The organism is Burkholderia sp. CpTa8-5 (assembly GCF_017815045.1).
Taxonomy (GTDB): domain Bacteria; phylum Pseudomonadota; class Gammaproteobacteria; order Burkholderiales; family Burkholderiaceae; genus Burkholderia; species Burkholderia sola.
In genome coordinates this window covers 143,423-162,067 of sequence record NZ_JAGIQD010000009.1, presented here as the reverse complement: position 1 = coordinate 162,067, position 18,645 = coordinate 143,423, and the positions used below count along the sequence as shown (strand labels likewise).

Here is an 18,645-nt window from a genome sequence, read left to right as displayed (position 1 = left end):
CAGATAAGAAACGTCGATCAATCGGACGAATATGATTCAGCGCTGGTAACTTCTATTACTTATTCAGTTCTGCCTGTTGCATTGACCGCGCGTGCGCGAATGCGCTGGTTCAATCGCGGATACTCAGCCCCCGCGCACGCGCAGCAGAAACTTCTGCAGCTTGCCGGTCGGCGTGCGCGGCAGCGCCTGCACGAACGTGAACTCGCGCGGGATCTTGTACGCGGCGAGCCGCTCGCCGCAGAACGCGCGCAGCGCGTCCGCATCGGGCGCCGCGTTCGCCCGCGTCACGACGTGCGCGACGACCGTCTCGCCCCAGTCCGGATGCGCGACGCCGACGACGGCCGCCTCGGCGACGTCCGGGTGCGCACCGAGCACGTCCTCCACCTCCTTCGAATAGACGTTCTCGCCGCCGGTGACGATCATGTCCTTCAGCCGGTCGACGATGAACAGATAGCCCTCCTGATCGATCCGTGCGAGGTCGCCGGTGCGATACCAGCCGCCCGGCGCGAACGCGGCACGCGTCGCGGCCGCGTCGTCGAGATAGCCGAGCATCATGCTGTCGGCCTTCAACCAGATCTCGCCGGTCTCGCCCGGCCGCGCATCGACACCGTCCATCCGCACGACCCTCAGGTCGACGCCCGGGCCGCCGTGGCGGCCGATCGAGCCGGCCTTCGCGATCTGCTCGTCCGGATACAGCGTCGTGCCGGCCGGCCCCGCTTCCGTCATTCCGTACACCTGAAAGAACGCGTGACTGCGATACGCACGGGCGAGCCGTTCGGCCTGCGCGGCGCCGATCGGGCCGCCGCCGTACAGCCACGCGCGCACGCTCGACAGATCGAACGCCGCGAAGCCGTCGACCGTGTCGAGCGGCAGCGTGTACGACACCGGCGCGCCGAAATACAGCGTCACGCGCTCGCGCTCGACGGTCTGCAGGAAGCGCAGCGGATGGTATTCGCGCAGCAGCACGACGGTGCCGCCCGCGACCAGCGTGCCGCCGAACCAGTTGTTCAGCGGCGACGAATGCCAGATCGGCATCGCCATCAGCGTGCGTTCGTTGCGGCCGATGCCGATGGCGAGCGCCGCCTGCATCGCGGCGAGCGTGACCGTGCGATGACTGTGCATGCAACCCTTCGGGCGGCCGGTCGTGCCGGACGTGTAGAGGATCTGCGCGACGTCGTCGTCGGCCGGCTCGATGCCCGCGAGGCCGTCCATCGTCGCGCACATCGTGTCGAAGTTCGGCACGCCGTCGAGTTCGCCTTCGGTCACGAGCCGCCGCGCCGGATGCACGATGCGCTCGACCACCGGCGCGAGCGCGACGTCGAACAGCAGCACGGTGCTGCCGCTGTGTTCGAGCACGTAATCGACTTCCGGCGCCTGCAGCTTGTGGTTGATCGGCACGAACGCCGCGCCGAGCCGCCATGCGCCGAACATCAGGTCGACGAAGGCCGGCGTGTTGAAGCACATCGCGGCGACGCGGTCGCCGGCCGCGACGCCGAGCGCGCTCAGCACGGCCGCCGCGCGGTGCGAACGCTCGCGTGCGGCCGCATACGTGATCGTCGCGGATTCGCTGACGAGGAACGGCTTGTCGGGCGTCGCACGGGCGGCGCGGTCGAGGGCGGCGACGAGGTTCATCGGGGCTCCGGGCGGGCGAACGAACGCGAATTCGGTTGAGCGGGCCGGCGTCAGGCCGGGTACGCGCGCTGCAGCAGCACGGCGACGTCGATCGCGTGCGGATCGAAGCCGCCCGCGATACGGCCCCAGTCGGGCGCGGCGAGCCGCGTCGCGACGAACACGTCGGCGACGGCCGCCGGTGCATCGCGGCGCAGCAGGCACGCCTGCGCGACGAGCACGAGCCGCTGCGCGAACACGCGGCCCGACGCTTCGAGCGTGTCGGCCGGGGCGGCGAGCATCGCGCGCAACGCGTCGAGCGCCGCGCGGATGCGCGGTTCGCCCGCGCCGAGGTCGGCGAGTTCGTCGAACAGCGCGGCGGCCGCATCGGGCTCGCGCGACACCGCGCGCAGCACGTCGAGGCACATCACGTTGCCCGAGCCTTCCCAGATCGAGTTGACGGGCGCCTCGCGGAACAGGCGCGCGATCGGGCCGTCGTCGACGTAGCCGTTGCCGCCGAACACTTCCATCACCTCGCCGGTCAGCTCGACCGCGCGCTTGCAGACCCAGAATTTCGCGGCGGGCGTGACGATCCGCTTCCACGCGCGTTCGCGGGGCGAGTCGTCGCGTTCGAATGCGTCGGCGAGCCGCATCGCGAGCGACAGCGCCGCCTCGCTTTCGAGCGCGAGATCGGCGAGCACGGTGCGCATCAGCGGCTGCTCGGCGAGCGCGCGGCCGAACGCGTGACGCTGGCGCGTGTACGCGATCGCCTGCACGACGCCCTGGCGCAGCATCGCCGCGCTGCCGAGCACGCAGTTCAGCCGCGTGTAGGTGGCCATCTCGATGATGGTCGGAATGCCGCGGCCTTCATCGCCGAGCATGATCCCCCACGCATCGTTCAGCTCGATCTCGCTGCTCGCGTTGCTGCGGTTGCCGACCTTGTTCTTCAGCCGCTGGATCTCGACCGCGTTTTTCGTGCCGTCCGGCCGCCAGCGCGGCACGTAGAAGCACGACGGGCCGCCGGCTTCGGTGCGTGCGACGACGAGGTGCGCGTCGCACATCGGCGCGGAAAAGAACCACTTGTGGCCGCGCAGCCGGTATTCGCCGCCGCGGCCGCCCGCGCCGACCGGCGTGGCGAGCGTCGTGTTCGCGCGCACGTCGGAGCCGCCCTGTTTCTCGGTCATGCCCATGCCGAACCAGATCGCGCGCTTGTCGGCGACCGGCACGTCGCGCGCATCGTAGTCGTCGCTGTAGAGCTTGTCGCGCAGCAGGTCCCACAGCGCCGGCTCTTTCTGCAGCACGGGAATCGCGGCTTGCGTCATCGTCGCCGGGCACAGCGTGCCGGCCTCGATCTGGCCGTGCAGGTAGAAGCCGGCGGCCGTCGCGGCCCAGCGGCCGCGGCGCGACTCGCGGAACGCGAGCGACACGAAGCCTTCGTGACGATACTGGCCGAGCAGCGCGTGCCAGGCGGGATGGAAGTCGACGCGGTCGATGCGCCGGCCGCGCCGGTCGAACGCGTTCAGTTCGGGCGTGTGGCGGTTCGCTTCGTCGGCGAGTTGCGCGGTGTCGGCGCTGCCGAGCCGCGCGCCGTATGCGTCGAGCTGAGGTACGGCCCAGTCGGCGCCGGCCCGGACGAGCGCGTCGCGCAGCGCGAGATCCGTCGCGAAGAGGTTATAGTCGACGAGTTCGTCGAACTGGTTCGTGACGGCGTGAGTCGAGTCGGTCATCGCGGGTGTCTCCGGTCTGATGCTGCGCGGTCAGCCGGCGTCATGCCGCGCGCAACGGCCCTTCGGCGCGGGTTCCGGCTTCCGGTAAAACGTATTCCCTGCTGAATTCAGAGTAGCAAATATGCCGCCGCGACATGTTCAGGTTCCGGCGCCGCCCGGCTCGCCGGCGGCGCAACCCGCGCCCGCGTTGCGTCGCCGGCCGCGCCAGTCGCGCGCGCAGGCGAGCTCCGACGCGCTGCAACAGGCGTTCGTTCAGCTTTTGCTCGAACGCGGCTACGCGAAGGCGACGATCCGCGAGATCGCGGCCGTCGCGGGTGTCAGCATCGGCACCTTCTACGAGTATTTCGGCGACAAGCAGAGCCTCGCGGCGCTCTGTATTCATCGCCGCGTGCTGGCGCTGGCCGACCGGCTGCGCGACGCGGTGCAGCGGCTGCGCGGTGCGCCCCGGTCCGAGCTCGCCGTCGCGCTGGTCGATCTCCAGGTCGATACGATCGCCGCCGACGCGGCGCTGTGGGGCGCGCTGTTCGCGCTGGAGCGGCAGGTGTCGCCGCTGACCGCCTATCGCCGGCATTACGACGCCTATGTCGCGCTGTGGCGCGACGCGCTGGCCCACGCGGCCGATCCGCCGCCCGCCGCGCGGCTCGACGGGCTCGCGCGGATGGCCCATACGATCTGCTACGGCGGCCTGTCGCAGGCGCTGCTGACGCTCGGGCCCGCGCTCGATTTCGCCGCGCAGCGCCGCGAACTGCGAGCCGTGCTGCTCGCGTATCTCGCGGCCGCGGACGCGTAGCCTTCCCGGGGGAAATGCCTGATTCGCATATCAGGCGCGCAGACCCGCCTTGCCGCCAAGCTCTTCTCCCGGCGAACCATGAGAAAAATGCATGGTCTCCATGACGAACTTTCGATTGTCCGCCGATATTGGTTCGGGCTAAATCATGCGGCAGATGCAGGTCGCGCACGGCGCGGCCCGCCCGAAGGACATCAGGAGGAGGAGTCATGCGAAGCGCCACCGCGCCCCGTTCGAAACTGCCCGACGTCGGGACGACGATCTTCACGGTGATCGGCCAACTGGCTGCTCAACACGACGCATTGAACCTGTCGCAGGGCGCGCCGAATTTCGCGCCCGATCCGGCGCTCGTCGAAGGCGTCGCGCGCGCGATGCGCGACGGTCACAACCAGTACGCGCCGATGGCCGGCGTGATCGCGCTGCGCGAGCGGCTCGCCGAGAAGACCGAGGCGCTGTACGGCGCGCGCTACGATCCGGCGACCGAGATCACGGTGATCGCGAGCGCGAGCGAGGGGCTGTACGCGGCGATCAGCGCGCTCGTGCATCCGGGCGACGAGGTGATCTATTTCGAGCCGTCGTTCGACAGCTATGCGCCGATCGTGCGGCTGCAAGGCGCGACGCCGGTCGCGATCAAGCTGTCGCCCGAGCATTTCCGCGTGAACTGGGACGAGGTGGCCGCGGCCATCACGCCGCGCACGCGGATGATCATCGTCAACACGCCGCACAACCCGACCGCGACGGTGTTCTCCGCCGACGATCTCGAGCGGCTCGCGCAGCTCACGCGCGACACGGGGATCGTGGTGCTGTCCGACGAAGTCTACGAGCACGTCGTGTTCGACGGCGCGCAGCACCAGAGCGTCGCGCGCCACCGCGAGCTGGCCGAGCGCAGCGTGATCGTGTCGTCGTTCGGCAAGTCGTTCCACGTGACCGGCTGGCGGGTCGGCCATTGCCTCGCGCCGGCCGAACTGATGGACGAGATCCGCAAGGTGCACCAGTTCATGGTGTTCTCGGCCGATACGCCGATGCAGGTCGCGTTCGCGGAGATCCTCGCGCGGCCGGACAGCTATCTCGGCCTCTCGGCGTTCTACCAGGCCAAGCGCGACCTGCTCGCGCGCGAGCTGGCCGATTCGCGTTTCGAGCTGCTGCCGAGCGAAGGCTCGTTCTTCATGCTCGCGCGCTTTCGCCACTTCTCGGATGAAAGCGACAGCGATTTCGTGCTGCGCCTGATCCGCGACGCGCGCGTCGCGACGATTCCGCTGTCGGCGTTCTATACCGACGGCACCGACGCCGGCGTGATCCGGCTCAGTTTTTCGAAGGACGACGCGACGCTGGTCGAAGGCGCGCGGCGGCTGCGTTCGCTGTAGGACAACCGGCGGCGGAGACGTCGCATCGACCGGACACTTGGAGATCACGATGAAGCACACGGCAACCCTGAAACTCGCATTCGCACTCGCGTGCGCCATCGGCTCCGGCGCGGCGCTCGCCGATGCGCCGACGCTGCGCTTCGGCCTCGAAGCGCAATACCCGCCGTTCGAATCGAAGGCGCCGAACGGCGACCTGCAGGGCTTCGACATCGACGTCGGCAATGCCGTCTGCCAGACGGCGAAGCTGTCGTGCAAATGGGTCGAGACCTCGTTCGACGGGCTGATTCCGGCGCTGAAGGGCCGCAAGTTCGACGCGATCAACTCGGCGATGAACGCGACCGAGCAGCGGCGCCAGGCGATCGACTTCACGACGATCATCTATCGCGTGCCGACCCAGCTGATCGCGCGCACCGGCAGCGGGCTGCTGCCGACGCCCGAATCGCTGAAGGGCAAGCGCGTGGGCGTGCTGCAGGCGTCGATCCAGGAAACCTTCGCGAAGGCGCACTGGGAGCCGGCCGGCGTCGCGGTCGTCGCGTACCAGGACCAGAACCAGGCGTATGCGGATCTGGTCGCGGGCCGCCTCGACGCGACGCTCGTGCTCGCGCCGTCCGGCCAGCGCGGTTTCCTGTCGCGCCCGGACGGCAAGGGCTTCTCGTTCGTCGGGCAGCCGGTGCACGACGACAAGATTCTCGGCAGCGGCATCGCGTTCGGCCTGCGCAAGGGCGACGACGCGCTGAAGGCGAAGCTCGACGCGGCGATCGACAAGCTGAAGGCGGACGGCACGGTGAAGTCGCTCGGCCTGAAGTATTTCGGCGATATCGACATCTCGACGAAGTAAGCGGGGGCGCGCGCGATGCCGACTCCGAACCCGAGCGCCGCGGGCAGCGAACCGGGCGGCACGCCGCTGCCGCTGCCGGACGATGCCGTCGCTGCCGTGCTCGCCGACGAACTGGGCGATGCGCTCGTCACGCGTGCGGCCGACATCGAGCCGCGTTACTTCACCGCGTACAACGAGCCGGCCGGCGTGCGGCCGCGCGCGCTGGTGCGCCCGCGTAGCGTCGACGACGTGTCGAGGACGCTCGCGTTATGCACGCGGCTCGGCCAGCCGGTCGTGCCGCAAGGCGGGCTGACGGGGCTCGCGCGCGGCGCGGTCGCGCTGGGCGGCGAGGTCGTGCTGTCGATGGAGCGCTTCGCGGGCATCGACGCGCTCGACGCGGCGGCCGGCACGATCACCGTGCGCGCGGGCACGCCGCTGCAGACGGTGCAGGACGCCGCGCACGCGGCGGGCTTCACGTTCGGCGTCGATCTCGGCGCGCGCGGCTCGTGCCAGATCGGCGGCATGCTCGCGACCAATGCGGGCGGCACGCGCGCGATCCGCTACGGGATGATGCGCGAGCAGGTGCTCGGGCTCGAGGCGGTGCTCGCGGATGGCACGGTCGTGTCGTCGATGAACCGGATGCTGAAGAACAACGCGGGCTACGACCTGAAGCAGCTCTTCATCGGCAGCGAAGGGACGCTCGGCGTCGTCACGCGCGCGGTGCTGCGGCTGCATCCGTTGCTGGCGGCGCCGGCCACGGCGCTCTGCCGCGTGCGCGACTACGAGGCGGTGGTCGCGCTGTGGAACCGCGTGCGCACGCTGCCGGAAGTCGTCAGTTTCGAGGCGATGTGGCCGGCGTTCTACGACTACGTCGCGCGCCATACGCCCGGTGTGTCGGCGCCATTCGTCGGCGACGGCGGTTTCGTGGTGTTGATCGAATGCGCGACGAGCGCGCCGGGCGGCGATGCGCACCATGCGCTCGAAACGGGGCTGGCTGCGGGGCTCGATGCAGGGCTCATCGACGATGCGGTGCTCGCGACTTCCGAGCGGCAGGCGCGCGATTTGTGGACGCTGCGCGAAGGGCTTGCGATCGATGCGCTGCCCCATCTCGTCAACTTCGACGTGAGTCTGCCGACGGGCGAACTCGGCGCGTTCGCCGAACGCTGCGAGGCGGCGTTGCGGGCGCGCTGGCCGGCGCTCACGTGCCTGTTCTTCGGCCATGTCGGCGACGGCAACGTGCATATCGGCGTGTCGCTGGCCGAGATGACCGACACGGATGCCGATGCGCTCGATCGCTGCGTGTATGCGGTGGTGCGCGACATGGGCGGCTCGGTGTCGGCCGAGCACGGGATTGGCGTGCTCAAACGTCCTTATCTGGCGCACACACGCAGCGACGCGGAAATCGGATTGATGCGACACCTGAAGGCCGCGCTGGACCCGCTTGGGATCCTGAATCCCGGCAAGGTGCTTTGACGCTGCCGACGCCCGTTCCTCACGGAAAACGGCCGGCGCGACGCATCAGCCGTCCACCCAGCGCAGCGCGCCGATCTTCAGGTGTTCGACGACGCTGCGCGCCCACTCGAGCTCCGCATTGAGCAGCACGAGCGCATATTCGTTCTGCAACAGGAACAGGCGCGGCACCTGGTCGGCCTGCGCGGTGGCGCGCAGCGCCTCCAGCCGCTCGCGTTCGGCGTCGAGACGCGCGATGCGCAGCTCGAGCTGGTGGCGCGCATCTTCCGCATCGAGCAGCGGCAGGAACGCGAGGCCGGCGCCGAACGCCGGAAATTCACGCGCGGGCTCCGCGAGCAGCGCATGCAGCCACGCCTGCCCGGCCGTGTGCCCGGCTTCGGTCAGCGCATACAGCGTGCGCTCCGGAAACGCGCCGTCACGCTCGGTGTCGTGCACGACGATCAGCCCGTCGCGCAGCAGCCGGTCGATCGTCTGGTACAGGCTCGTGCGCTGCCGCACGTTGACGACTTCGTCGTAGCCGCGGGCCTTCAGTTGCTGCAGCATCCCGTACGGATGCATCGGCGTTTCGGTGAGCGTCGCGAGGACGGCCAGCGCGAGCGGGGACGGACGGCTCGTAGGCATGAATAGTAAACATATATCTAGTAATAATATAACTATTCTCTACCAAGCTATCATGTTTGACAAGGGTTTCAGCCGAGATGCGAGCGCTTCGCGGCCGGCGCGACGGTTTCCATCGTCGCGAGACCGTGCACGATGCCGCAATCCTCGACCGAGTGCTCGCCGACGCACTGGCGGCGCAGTTCGGTGAGCTGGTCGCGCAGATGCGTGAGTTCCGCGAGGCGCGCGTCGACGTGTCCGATGTGATCGTCGAGCAGCGAATTGATCGAATCGCAGCGGTCGGCCGGCGTGTCGGTGAGCCGCAGCAGCGCGCGGATTTCGTCGTGCGCCATGTCGAGCGCGCGGCAGTTGCGGATGAAGCGCAGCCGTTCGACGTGCACGTCGGTGTAGTTGCGGTAGTTCGAATCGGTGCGCTCCGCATCTGGCATCAGCCCCTCTTTCTCGTAGAAGCGGATCGTCTCGGGCGTGCAGCGGGCCGCTTTGGCCAGTTCGCCAATCTTCATGCCTTTCTCCCGTGTAAGGGTTGACCTTGTAGTGGCTTCAGGGTGTTAACTCTACACCGTCAAGCCACGAAAGGAGGTTGTCATGACCGACGCCCAGCGTCCCCACGACCCACGACACCGTCATGCCGGCGGCGCCGATACGTGTTGCGCCGATGCGCGCGACACGCAGACGGCGGCCGTTGCCGATGCGGCGCCGGCGGCCGGCGAGCGCGCGCACGGCCATGACCACGATCACGATCACGGCCACGGCCACGATCACGCCGCGCATGGCGATGCGGGTCATGACCGCGATCACGACGAGGCTCACACGGATACGCATCGGCATGGCGCGTCGTGCTCGCACGACCACGCCGCGCATGACCATGCCGGTCACGACCACGACCACGACCACGACCACGACCACGACCACGACCACGACCACGACCACGCGGCCGGCGACTGCTGCGCGCCTGCCGCGCTGACGCTCGCGCCGCTGCCGGTCGCGCAGGCGACCGCGTCGGGTCACGTGCGCTCCGCGTTCCGGATCATGCAGATGGACTGCCCGACCGAGGAAACGCTGATCCGCAAAAAGCTCGGCGGCATGCAGCAGGTATCGGCGCTCGAATTCAACCTGATGCAGCGGATGCTGACCGTCGAGCACGTGCCCGGCGCGCAACCGGCGCTCGAAAGCGCGATCCGCTCGCTCGGGATGACGCCGGAAGCCGCGTCGGCCGATGCACCGGCAGCGCCCACCGCGCCGCCGCCCGCCAAACCGTGGTGGCCGCTCGCGCTCGCCGGCGTCGCCGCGATCGCATCCGAAGGCGCGACCTGGGCCGGGCTGCCGGTGTGGCTGTCGGCGGCGCTCGCGCTCGCCGCGGTGCTCGCGTGCGGGCTCACCACGTACAAGAAAGGCTGGATCGCGATCCGCAACGGCAACCTGAACATCAACGCGCTGATGAGCATCGCGGTGACGGGCGCGATGGCGATCGGCCAGTGGCCGGAAGCCGCGATGGTGATGGTGCTGTTCACGATCGCCGAGCTGATCGAGGCGAAGTCGCTCGACCGCGCGCGCAATGCGATCCAGGGGCTGATGCAGCTCGCGCCGGACACCGCGACCGTGCAGCAGGCCGACGGCGCGTGGCGCACGATCGAAGCCGCACAGGTCGCGCTGGGCGCGGTCGTGCGCGTGAAGCCGGGCGAGCGGATCGGGCTGGACGGCGAGGTCGTCGCCGGCCGCTCGACGGTCAACCAGGCGCCGATCACCGGCGAGAGCCTGCCTGTCGAAAAGGCGAGCGGCGACGCCGTGTACGCGGGCACGATCAACGAATCGGGTTCGTTCGACTACCGCGTGACGGCCGTCGCGGCCAACTCGACGCTCGCGCGGATCATCCACGCGGTCGAGGAAGCGCAGGGCGCGAAGGCGCCGACCCAGCGCTTCGTCGACCAGTTCGCGCGCGTCTACACGCCGATCGTGTTCGCGGTCGCGCTGCTGGTCGCGGTGGCGCCGCCGCTCGTGATGGGCGGCGCGTGGCACGACTGGATCTACCGTGCGCTCGTGCTGCTCGTGATCGCGTGCCCGTGCGCGCTGGTGATCTCGACGCCGGTGACGATCGTGTCGGGGCTCGCGGCCGCGGCGCGGCGCGGGATTCTCGTGAAGGGCGGCGTCTATCTGGAAGAAGGGCGCAAGCTCGCGTGGCTCGCACTCGACAAGACCGGCACGATCACGCACGGCAAGCCGGTGCAGACCGACTTCGACGTGCATGCGGACGGTGCCGATGCGGCGCGCGTGCGGCATCTCGGCGCGAGCCTCGCGGCGCGCTCCGATCACCCGGTGTCGCAGGCGATTGCGGCCGCGGCCCGCGACGCCGGCACGACCGCATTCGCCGACGTGCAGGACTTCGAAGCGATCGTCGGGCGCGGCGTGTGCGGCACGATCGACGGCACGCGCTACTGGCTCGGCAATCACCGGCTCGTCGAGGAACTGGAGCGCTGCTCGGCGGCGCTCGAGGCGAAGCTCGACGCGCTGGAGCGGCAGGGCAAGAGCGTCGTCGTGCTGGTCGACGCCACGCGCGTGCTCGGCATCTTCGCGGTGGCCGACACGATCAAGGACACGAGCCGCGATGCGATCGCCGATCTGCATGCGCTCGGCATCCGCACCGCGATGCTGACGGGCGACAACCCGCATACCGCGCAGGCGATCGCGGGGCAGGCCGGCATCGACGATGCGCGCGGCAACCAGTTGCCGGAAGACAAGCTCGCGGCGGTCGAGGAACTGTCGGCGGGCGGCGCGGGCGCGGTCGGGATGGTCGGCGACGGGATCAACGATGCGCCGGCGCTCGCGCGCGCCGACATCGGCTTCGCGATGGGCGCGATGGGTACCGACACGGCGATCGAGACGGCCGACGTCGCGCTGATGGACGACGACCTGCGCAAGATTCCCGCGTTCGTGCGGCTGTCGCGCGCGACGCACCGCGTGCTGGTGCAGAACATCGGCTTCGCGCTCGGCGTGAAGGTCGTGTTCCTCGGCCTCACGGTCGCGGGGCTCGGCACGATGTGGATGGCGGTCTTCGCCGACGCGGGCGCGAGCCTGATCGTCGTGGCCAACGGTTTGCGGCTGCTGTCGTCGTCCGGGGCGTTCGGCGACGTCCCGGCCAAGCGTTGAGGAGCGGGCGATGAGCTTCCTGAAACGGATTCTCGGCGGCCACGGCGGTGGTCATGGCAGCGGGCACAGCAATAGCGGAAACGGGGGCCACGGCGGCGGGCGTCACGGTGGCCTGCGCCAGGGCGGGCACGGCGGCCACGATGCGCGCGGCCGCGATCGCCACGGCTGGGGCTGGCAGGCGCCGGCCGACGCGGGCAGCGGTGGCCAGGGCGGCAATCTGCCGCTGAGCCAGCTCGCGTGCGCGGGCTGCGGCGCACTCAACGCAGCCGATGCACGCTTCTGCACGCAGTGCGGCGCGGCGCAACGCGGCAAGGCCTGCAGCCGCTGCCACGCGGCGCTGGCGGCCGACGCGCGGTTCTGTCCCGGCTGCGGAACGCAGGCGGCTTGACGCTATCCGCACCTTCGCGCCGGCCACGCATAAGCACAGGCCGGCACGCTTCGTTCGACGGCCGGCGCACCGGCATGCCCGATGTCATCCCCGGCATGCTCGCACCGGCAATATCGTCGCGGTCCGTCCGGATACACGGCTCCGGGACGCACCCTTTACTCAGCGCAGCGGCAGGTGAATTTCGGTGCGCAGGTCGGCCGGCGCCGTATCCATCGGCGTATTGAGGTATAGCTCGAACGGCGGCGCGTCGGCGGCTTCGCGGCCCGAGTGACGCAGCCAGTCGCCGTAGAGCCACTGGTAGGCCGTCTTCAGGTCCGCATACGGCCCGGTATGCAGCAGTACCGCGTATTCGCCGCCTGCGATCGTCGCACGCTCGACCGGCGGCACGGGCGCGACGTCCGGCGCGCCGTCGGCCGGCATGATGCACGCTTTCGCGCGCAACTGTGCTTCGGGCGTCGTGTCCGGATCATCGTAGAAAATCCCGATCATCTTCGCGCCCGGGCCGATCAATCCGTGCTGCCCGACCCACGCGCCGATCCGCCCGAACGCGTCGCCGACCTTCATGTACGCGCCGGTATGCGTCACCGCGTAGCCGCGCAGTTCCGGCAGCCGCCGGATCTCGACCTCGTGCTTGAACATGTCTTCCTCTCCTCGCTGTAGTGGATAAATCGGCCGGTGGATGCCGGTGCGCCGGTGCTGCGCGGGCAACACGCCGTACGCGTCGCGAAATGCCCGCGCGAACGCGTGCGTCGAACCGTAGCCCGCGCGCCGCGCGATCTCGTCGAGCGGCCGCGCGGTGCAGACCAGATCCTCGGACGCCCGCACGATCCGCATCCGCCGCACCGTCAGCACGATCGACTCGCCGTACAGCGCGCGGTAGACGCGCTGCCAGTGATACGGCGACAGGCACGCGACTTCGGCGAGCCGGTTCAGGTCGAGCGGGCCGTCGAGATGCGCGCCGATGTACGCGTGGACGCGCGCCACGCTCGCCGCGTAGCGCACCCACGCGGGCGGGTCGGGTTTCGTTTCGGCTGGAGTCATCGGCGTGTCCGGGCTGGAACCGACGCCACGGTAGCACGGGCCGAATGGACAAATCTTGCGGAAATGCGTAGCTGTCCGAAGTCCGTCCCCTTTTAATTTCAACGAAATGGGGTCTTGCCCCTCCGGCATCTATGACTAAAGTTAAAGACGGTGAAATCGGGTGATCACGTCATTTTTCTCGGGTAAGTTGCTCGGACGGGGCAGCAGCACGCTTTTCGAATTACGCAGGTCGTTCGTCGATGTTCAATCGCCACACCACGTTTTCGGGAGAAGAAGAAATGGATGCTTCCAGCTTCATCACGTCGCTGCAGGCCACACTAGGCGGATACCTGCCCAAGATCGCGGGCGCGATCGGCATCCTGGTGATCGGCTGGCTGATCGCCGTCGCGGTGCGGGCCGGCGCGCTCCGGCTGCTCAACGCGCTGAAGGTCGATCAGCGGATCACCGACAGCACCGGCCAGGGCGCGTGCGTCGAACGCATCATCGCCGGCGGCCTGTTCTGGCTCGTGCTGCTCGTCACCGCGGTGGGCATCTTCAACGTGCTCAACCTGTACGCGGTCTCCAATCCGTTCTCGCTGCTCGTCACGCACATCGTCAACTACCTGCCGAACCTGATCGGCGGCGCGGCGCTGACGCTGATCGCGTGGCTGATCGCGTCGCTGCTGCGCAGTCTCGCGAACCGTGCGCTGAAGGCGAGCAAGGTCGACGCCACGCTGTCCGAAAGCGCCGGCATGCAGCCGATGAGCGGCTATCTCGGCGACGTGCTGTTCTGGCTCGTGATCCTGATGTTCCTGCCGGCGATCCTCGCGTCGTTCGCGCTGTCGGGCCTGCTGTCGCCGGTGCAGGGGATGGTCGACAAGCTGCTCGCGATCGTGCCGAACATCTTCGCGGCCGCGGTGATCGGCTTCGTCGGCTGGATCGTCGCGCGCGTGCTGCGCGGCCTCGTGACGAACCTGCTGGTCGCCGCCGGCGCCGATCGCCTCACGCAAGGGATCGACAGCCCGACGCCGGTGCGCGTGTCGAGTCTGGTCGGCACGATCGTCTACGTGTTCGTGTTCGTGCCGACGCTGATCTCCGCGCTCGACGCACTGAAGATCGACGCGATCTCGATCCCCGCGACCAACATGCTGAACCAGTTCCTCGGCGCGGTGCCGGACATCGTCGCGGCGATCGTGATCGTGCTCGTCACGTTCTACTTCGCGCGCTTCGTCGCGTCGCTCGCGCAGAAGCTGCTGGAAGCCGCCGGCGTCGACGGGCTGCCGGCCGTGCTCGGCGTCGAGCGCGTGTTCTCGGGCATCCTGCAGCCGTCGGTGCTGGTCGCGCGGCTGATCGTGTTCTTCGCGATGCTGTTCGCGTCGGTCGAGGCCGCGAACCGGCTCGGCTTCACGCAGGTGCGCGACGTCGTCACGCTGTTCATCGAATTCGGCGGCCACGTGCTGACGGGCGGCGTGATCCTTGTGATCGGCGTGTGGCTCGCGGGTCTCGCGCGCCGCGTGATCGAGCAGGCCGACCGCGAGCACAGCGTGCTGTTCGCGCGGATCGCGCAATTCGCGATCCTCGGCCTCGTGTTCGCGATGGGGCTGCGCGCGATGGGCATCGCGAACGAAATCGTCCAGCTCGCGTTCGGCCTCGTGCTCGGCGCGATCGCGGTGGCCGTCGCGCTGTCGTTCGGCCTCGGCGGCCGGGAAGCGGCCGGCAAGCTGCTCGACCGCTGGTTCAACCAGCGCGGCGGCGGCCAGTAAGGCCAGTCGGCACGGCCGATCCGGCCCGCATCGCGCGGGCCGGATCGGCGTGGCAACGCGGGCGGCCGGCGTTGCCGCGAGCGTTTTCGAAAGCGTTTCCGCAAGCGAAATGTCAGCCGCGATCTTTGCCGAATTTCGATAACACGTCGTTTAATGACTCTCTAGCATCGATTCTCAGTCGCGCGGGCCCGCAGGCCGGCGCCTTTGAGGAGAGTCCGATGAAAGCAGAGTCGAATGGCCGGCCCGCCGCCGGCGCCAAGTCCTCCGGCCAGCCCGCGCTGCAGCAGACGCTCGGGACCTGGCAACTGTGGGGCATCGCGGTCGGCCTCGTGATTTCCGGCGAATACTTCGGCTGGAGCTACGGCTGGGCGAGCGCGGGCACGCTGGGTTTCGTGATCACCGCGCTGTTCGTCGCGGCGATGTACACCACCTTCATCTTCAGTTTCACCGAGCTGACGACGTCGATCCCGCACGCGGGCGGCCCGTTCGCGTATGCGCGGCGCGCGTTCGGCCCGACCGGCGGCTATCTGGCCGGCGCGGCGACGCTGGTCGAATTCGTGTTCGCGCCGCCCGCGATCGCGCTCGCGATCGGCGCGTACCTGCACGTGCAGTTTCCGGGGCTCGAACCGAAACACGCGGCGATGGGCGCGTATCTCGTGTTCATGGCGCTGAACATCGTCGGCGTGCAGATCGCGGCGACCTTCGAGCTCGTCGTCACGCTGCTCGCGATCTTCGAGCTGCTGGTGTTCATGGGCGTCGTGTCGCCGGGCTTCACGTGGAGCAATTTCACGAAGGGCGGCTGGTCGGGCGCCGATCACTTCAGCGTGGGCGCGTTCCACGGGATGTTCGCGGCGATTCCGTTCGCGATCTGGTTCTTCCTCGCGATCGAAGGCGTCGCGATGGCCGCCGAGGAAGCGAAGAACCCGAAGCGCTCGATTCCGATCGCGTACGTGGCCGGGATCCTGACCCTCGTGGCGCTCGCGATCGGCGTGATGGTGTTCGCCGGCGGCGCGGGCGACTGGACCAAGCTCGCGAACATCAACGATCCGCTGCCGCAGGCGATGAAGTACATCGTCGGCGCGAACAGCGGCTGGATGCACATGCTCGTGTGGCTCGGGCTGTTCGGGCTCGTCGCGTCGTTCCACGGGATCATCCTCGGCTATTCGCGCCAGATCTTCGCGCTGGCCCGCGAAGGCTACCTGCCCGAATGGCTCGGCAAGGTGCATCCGCGCTTCAAGACCCCGCATCGCGCGATTCTCGCGGGCGGCGTGGTCGGGATTGCCGCGATCTACAGCGACGAGCTGATCCAGTTCGGCGGGCAGACGCTCACCGCGAATATCGTGACGATGTCGGTGTTCGGTGCGATCGTGATGTATATCGTCAGCATGGCGTCGCTGTTCAAGCTGCGCCGCTCGCAGCCGAACCTGGCGCGGCCGTTCCGCGCGCCGCTGTACCCGATCTTCCCGGCCTTCGCGATCCTGGCGGCGCTCGTCTGCCTCGCGACGATGGTGGTTTTCAACGGGCTGGTCGCGCTGGTGTTCGTCGGCTTCCTCGCGGTCGGTTACGCGTACTTCCTCGCGACCCGTTCGCAGCGCGCGAGCGCACCCGGCGACGCGCTGCTGGAGGAGTGAGCACGGTGACGACGGTGAACGTGAAAGGCCGTTCCTGACGGCATCCGGCGCGCCCCGTCGAACGGGCGCGCCGTCGGCTTTTGGCAAGGAGATTCGAACGATGTCCTATACGGAGACGATCGGTCCGCGCACGTACCGCTTCGCGGACCTGAAGACGCTGCTCGCGAAGGCGAGCCCGCTGCGTTCCGGCGACCAGCTCGCCGGCGTCGCGGCGGCGAGCGAGGAGGAGCGCGTCGCCGCGAAGATCGCGCTCGCGGGCGTACCGCTGAAGGCGTTCCTGAACGAAGCGGTGATCCCGTATGAAGACGACGAGGTCACGCGCCTGATCATCGACGATCACGACGCGCACGCGTTCGCCGAGATCTCGCACCTCACCGTCGGCGATTTCCGTAACTGGCTGCTGTCGCCCGCGGCCGACGGCGCGGCGCTCGAACGGATCGCGCCCGGCCTCACGCCCGAGATGGTCGCGGCCGTGTCGAAGCTGATGCGCAACCAGGACCTGATCGCGGCCGCGAGAAAGCGCCGCGTCGTCACGCGCTTTCGCAACACGGTCGGGCTGGCCGGCCGGATGTCGGTGCGGCTGCAGCCGAACCACCCGACCGACGACGTGAAGGGCATCGCCGCGTCGATGCTCGACGGGCTGATGTACGGCTGCGGCGACGCGATGATCGGCATCAACCCGGCCACCGACAGCCTCGCGGCGATCGTGAAGCTGCTCGCGATGATCGACGGCTTCCGCGAGCGCTACGGCGTGCCGACGCAGTCGTGCGTGCTTACCCACGTGACCAACACGATCGCGGCGATCGAGAAGGGCGCGCCGGTCGATCTCGTGTTCCAGTCGATCGCGGGCACCGAGAAGGCGAACGCGAGCTTCGGGATCTCGCTCGCGCTGCTCGGCGAGGCGCGCGAGGCCGCGTTGGCGCTCAAGCGCGGCACGGTCGGCAACAACCTGATGTATTTCGAGACGGGCCAGGGCAGCGCGCTGTCGGCGAACGCGCACTTCGGCGTCGATCAGCAGACCTGCGAAGTACGCGCGTATGCGGTCGCGCGCAAGTTCGAGCCGTTCCTCGTGAACACGGTGGTGGGCTTCATCGGGCCCGAATATCTGTACGACGGCAAGCAGATCATCCGCGCGGGGCTCGAGGATCACTTCTGCGGCAAGCTGCTCGGCGTGCCGATGGGCTGCGACATCTGCTACACGAACCACGCGGAAGCCGACCAGGATGACATGGACACGCTGCTGACGCTGCTGGGGGCGGCCGGCATCAACTTCATCATGGGGATTCCGGGCGCGGACGACGTGATGCTCAACTATCAGAGCACGTCGTTCCATGACCAGCTCTACGTACGCGAGGTGCTCGGCCTGCGCCGCGCGCCGGAATTCGAGGAATGGCTGGAGACGATGGAGATCGCCGACGCGCACGGCGCGCTGCGCGCGGCAAGCGCCCGCGTGCCGCTGCTCGCGGGTGCGAACGACTGGATGGGGATTTCCGCATGAGCGACGCCGTCGAGAAGAATCCGTGGGCGCAGCTGAAGTCGTTCACGAACGCGCGGATCGCGCTCGGCCGCGCGGGCAACAGCCTGCCGACCGCGCCGCTGTTGGCCTTCAACCTGTCGCATGCACAGGCGCGCGACGCTGTGCACCAGCCGCTCGACGCGGATGCGCTGCGGCGCGAGATCGAGGCGGCCGGCATGCTGCCGACGCTGCGCGTCCAGAGCGCCGCGCCCGACCGCGACCACTACCTGCGCCGGCCCGATCTCGGCCGCAAGCTGTCGGACGACAGCCGCGGGCTGCTGGCCGGCTACGGGGCGGCGCTCGACGACGCGCCGGATGTCGTGTTCGTGGTCGGCGACGGGCTGTCGGCATTCGCGGCCGCGAAGCAGGCGCTGCCGCTGTTGCAGGCCGTGCGGCCGCGGCTCGACGCGGACGGCTGGCGGATCGGCCCGGTGGTGGTCGCGACGCAGGCGCGCGTCGCGCTCGGCGACGAGATCGGCGAGCTGCTGCGCGCGAAGGTGGTCGCGATGCTGATCGGCGAACGGCCGGGGCTCAGCTCGCCGGACAGCCTCGGCGTGTACCTGACGTGGGCGCCGAAGGTCGGCTGTCACGACGCGCTGCGCAACTGCATCTCGAACGTGCGGCCCGAAGGGCTGCCGCACGCGGCCGCCGCGCACAAGCTGCATTACCTGATGACGCATGCGCGCAGGCTCGGGTTGACGGGCGTCGGGCTGAAGGACGACAGCGACGCGTTGGCGCCGCCGGCTCATGCGGAGCGGATCGGGGCTGCTTGAATAGCCACTCGCATCGAAA

General features: G+C 69.0%; 15 protein-coding genes. 10 read left to right on the top strand and 5 right to left on the bottom strand.

The window, feature by feature from the left end; genetic code table 11:
• Positions 1-123 precede the first annotated feature (123 nt).
• Both J8I35_RS16365 and J8I35_RS16360 read right to left on the bottom strand, forming a co-directional pair.
• Positions 124-1,632 (bottom strand): AMP-binding protein, encoded by a 1,509-nt coding sequence (locus J8I35_RS16365; protein WP_209926202.1) that lies wholly within the window; start codon positions 1,630-1,632, stop codon positions 124-126.
• A 50-nt stretch (positions 1,633-1,682) separates the two neighbouring features.
• On the bottom strand, positions 1,683-3,335 hold the full coding sequence (locus J8I35_RS16360) for an acyl-CoA dehydrogenase family protein (RefSeq protein ID WP_209926200.1): 1,653 nt from the start codon (positions 3,333-3,335) through the stop codon (positions 1,683-1,685).
• A gap of 121 nt (positions 3,336-3,456) precedes the next feature.
• Here J8I35_RS16360 and J8I35_RS16355 point away from each other — a divergent pair, with 121 nt between their 5' ends.
• The 4 genes from J8I35_RS16355 (at position 3,457) to J8I35_RS16340 (ending at position 7,776) form a co-directional block, all read left to right on the top strand.
• Positions 3,457-4,125 carry a TetR/AcrR family transcriptional regulator gene (locus J8I35_RS16355; protein WP_209926198.1) on the top strand — a complete coding sequence of 223 codons (669 nt, stop codon included), beginning with the start codon at positions 3,457-3,459 and terminating at the stop codon, positions 4,123-4,125.
• A 206-nt stretch (positions 4,126-4,331) separates the two neighbouring features.
• Positions 4,332-5,486: a pyridoxal phosphate-dependent aminotransferase gene (locus tag J8I35_RS16350; RefSeq protein ID WP_011694020.1), complete on the top strand. Its 1,155-nt coding sequence runs from the start codon at positions 4,332-4,334 to the stop codon at positions 5,484-5,486.
• A 49-nt stretch (positions 5,487-5,535) separates the two neighbouring features.
• Complete coding sequence (locus tag J8I35_RS16345; RefSeq protein WP_006477297.1) at positions 5,536-6,324, top strand: ABC transporter substrate-binding protein; 789 nt, start codon at positions 5,536-5,538, stop codon at positions 6,322-6,324.
• Positions 6,325-6,339: 15 nt separating this feature from the next.
• Positions 6,340-7,776: an FAD-binding oxidoreductase gene (locus J8I35_RS16340; protein WP_209926196.1), complete on the top strand. Its 1,437-nt coding sequence runs from the start codon at positions 6,340-6,342 to the stop codon at positions 7,774-7,776.
• A gap of 45 nt (positions 7,777-7,821) precedes the next feature.
• On the opposite strand, the gene J8I35_RS16335 is transcribed toward J8I35_RS16340, so the two are convergent.
• Entirely contained in the window at positions 7,822-8,394 is a 573-nt protein-coding gene (locus tag J8I35_RS16335) for a PadR family transcriptional regulator (RefSeq protein ID WP_124653699.1), read from the bottom strand.
• Between the two features lie 68 nt (positions 8,395-8,462).
• Positions 8,463-8,894 carry a Cd(II)/Pb(II)-responsive transcriptional regulator gene (gene cadR / locus J8I35_RS16330; protein WP_006477300.1) on the bottom strand — a complete coding sequence of 144 codons (432 nt, stop codon included), beginning with the start codon at positions 8,892-8,894 and terminating at the stop codon, positions 8,463-8,465.
• A gap of 82 nt (positions 8,895-8,976) precedes the next feature.
• On the opposite strand from cadR, the gene J8I35_RS16325 reads away from it, so the two are divergent.
• Both J8I35_RS16325 and J8I35_RS16320 read left to right on the top strand, forming a co-directional pair.
• Complete coding sequence (locus J8I35_RS16325; protein WP_209926195.1) at positions 8,977-11,535, top strand: heavy metal translocating P-type ATPase; 2,559 nt, start codon at positions 8,977-8,979, stop codon at positions 11,533-11,535.
• A gap of 10 nt (positions 11,536-11,545) precedes the next feature.
• Positions 11,546-11,923 (top strand): zinc ribbon domain-containing protein, encoded by a 378-nt coding sequence (locus J8I35_RS16320; RefSeq protein WP_124594443.1) that lies wholly within the window; start codon positions 11,546-11,548, stop codon positions 11,921-11,923.
• A gap of 159 nt (positions 11,924-12,082) precedes the next feature.
• Here the strand turns inward: J8I35_RS16320 and J8I35_RS16315 are convergent, their stop codons facing one another.
• Positions 12,083-12,964, bottom strand: a complete 882-nt coding sequence (locus tag J8I35_RS16315) for an AraC family transcriptional regulator (RefSeq protein WP_209926193.1) — start codon at positions 12,962-12,964, stop codon at positions 12,083-12,085.
• A gap of 278 nt (positions 12,965-13,242) precedes the next feature.
• Between J8I35_RS16315 and J8I35_RS16310 the strand changes: the two genes are divergently transcribed.
• The 4 genes from J8I35_RS16310 (at position 13,243) to eutC (ending at position 18,626) form a co-directional block, all read left to right on the top strand.
• Positions 13,243-14,706, top strand: coding sequence for a mechanosensitive ion channel (locus J8I35_RS16310; RefSeq protein WP_209926192.1), 1,464 nt, complete (start codon positions 13,243-13,245; stop codon positions 14,704-14,706).
• A gap of 218 nt (positions 14,707-14,924) precedes the next feature.
• Positions 14,925-16,337 carry an ethanolamine permease gene (gene eat / locus J8I35_RS16305; RefSeq protein WP_050015869.1) on the top strand — a complete coding sequence of 471 codons (1,413 nt, stop codon included), beginning with the start codon at positions 14,925-14,927 and terminating at the stop codon, positions 16,335-16,337.
• A gap of 100 nt (positions 16,338-16,437) precedes the next feature.
• Positions 16,438-17,835 (top strand): ethanolamine ammonia-lyase subunit EutB, encoded by a 1,398-nt coding sequence (locus tag J8I35_RS16300; RefSeq protein ID WP_059638468.1) that lies wholly within the window; start codon positions 16,438-16,440, stop codon positions 17,833-17,835.
• Entirely contained in the window at positions 17,832-18,626 is a 795-nt protein-coding gene (eutC, locus tag J8I35_RS16295; RefSeq protein WP_050015872.1) for an ethanolamine ammonia-lyase subunit EutC, read from the top strand. Before J8I35_RS16300 ends, eutC begins: the two co-directional genes overlap by 4 nt.
• The last annotated feature ends 19 nt before the right edge of the window (positions 18,627-18,645 follow it).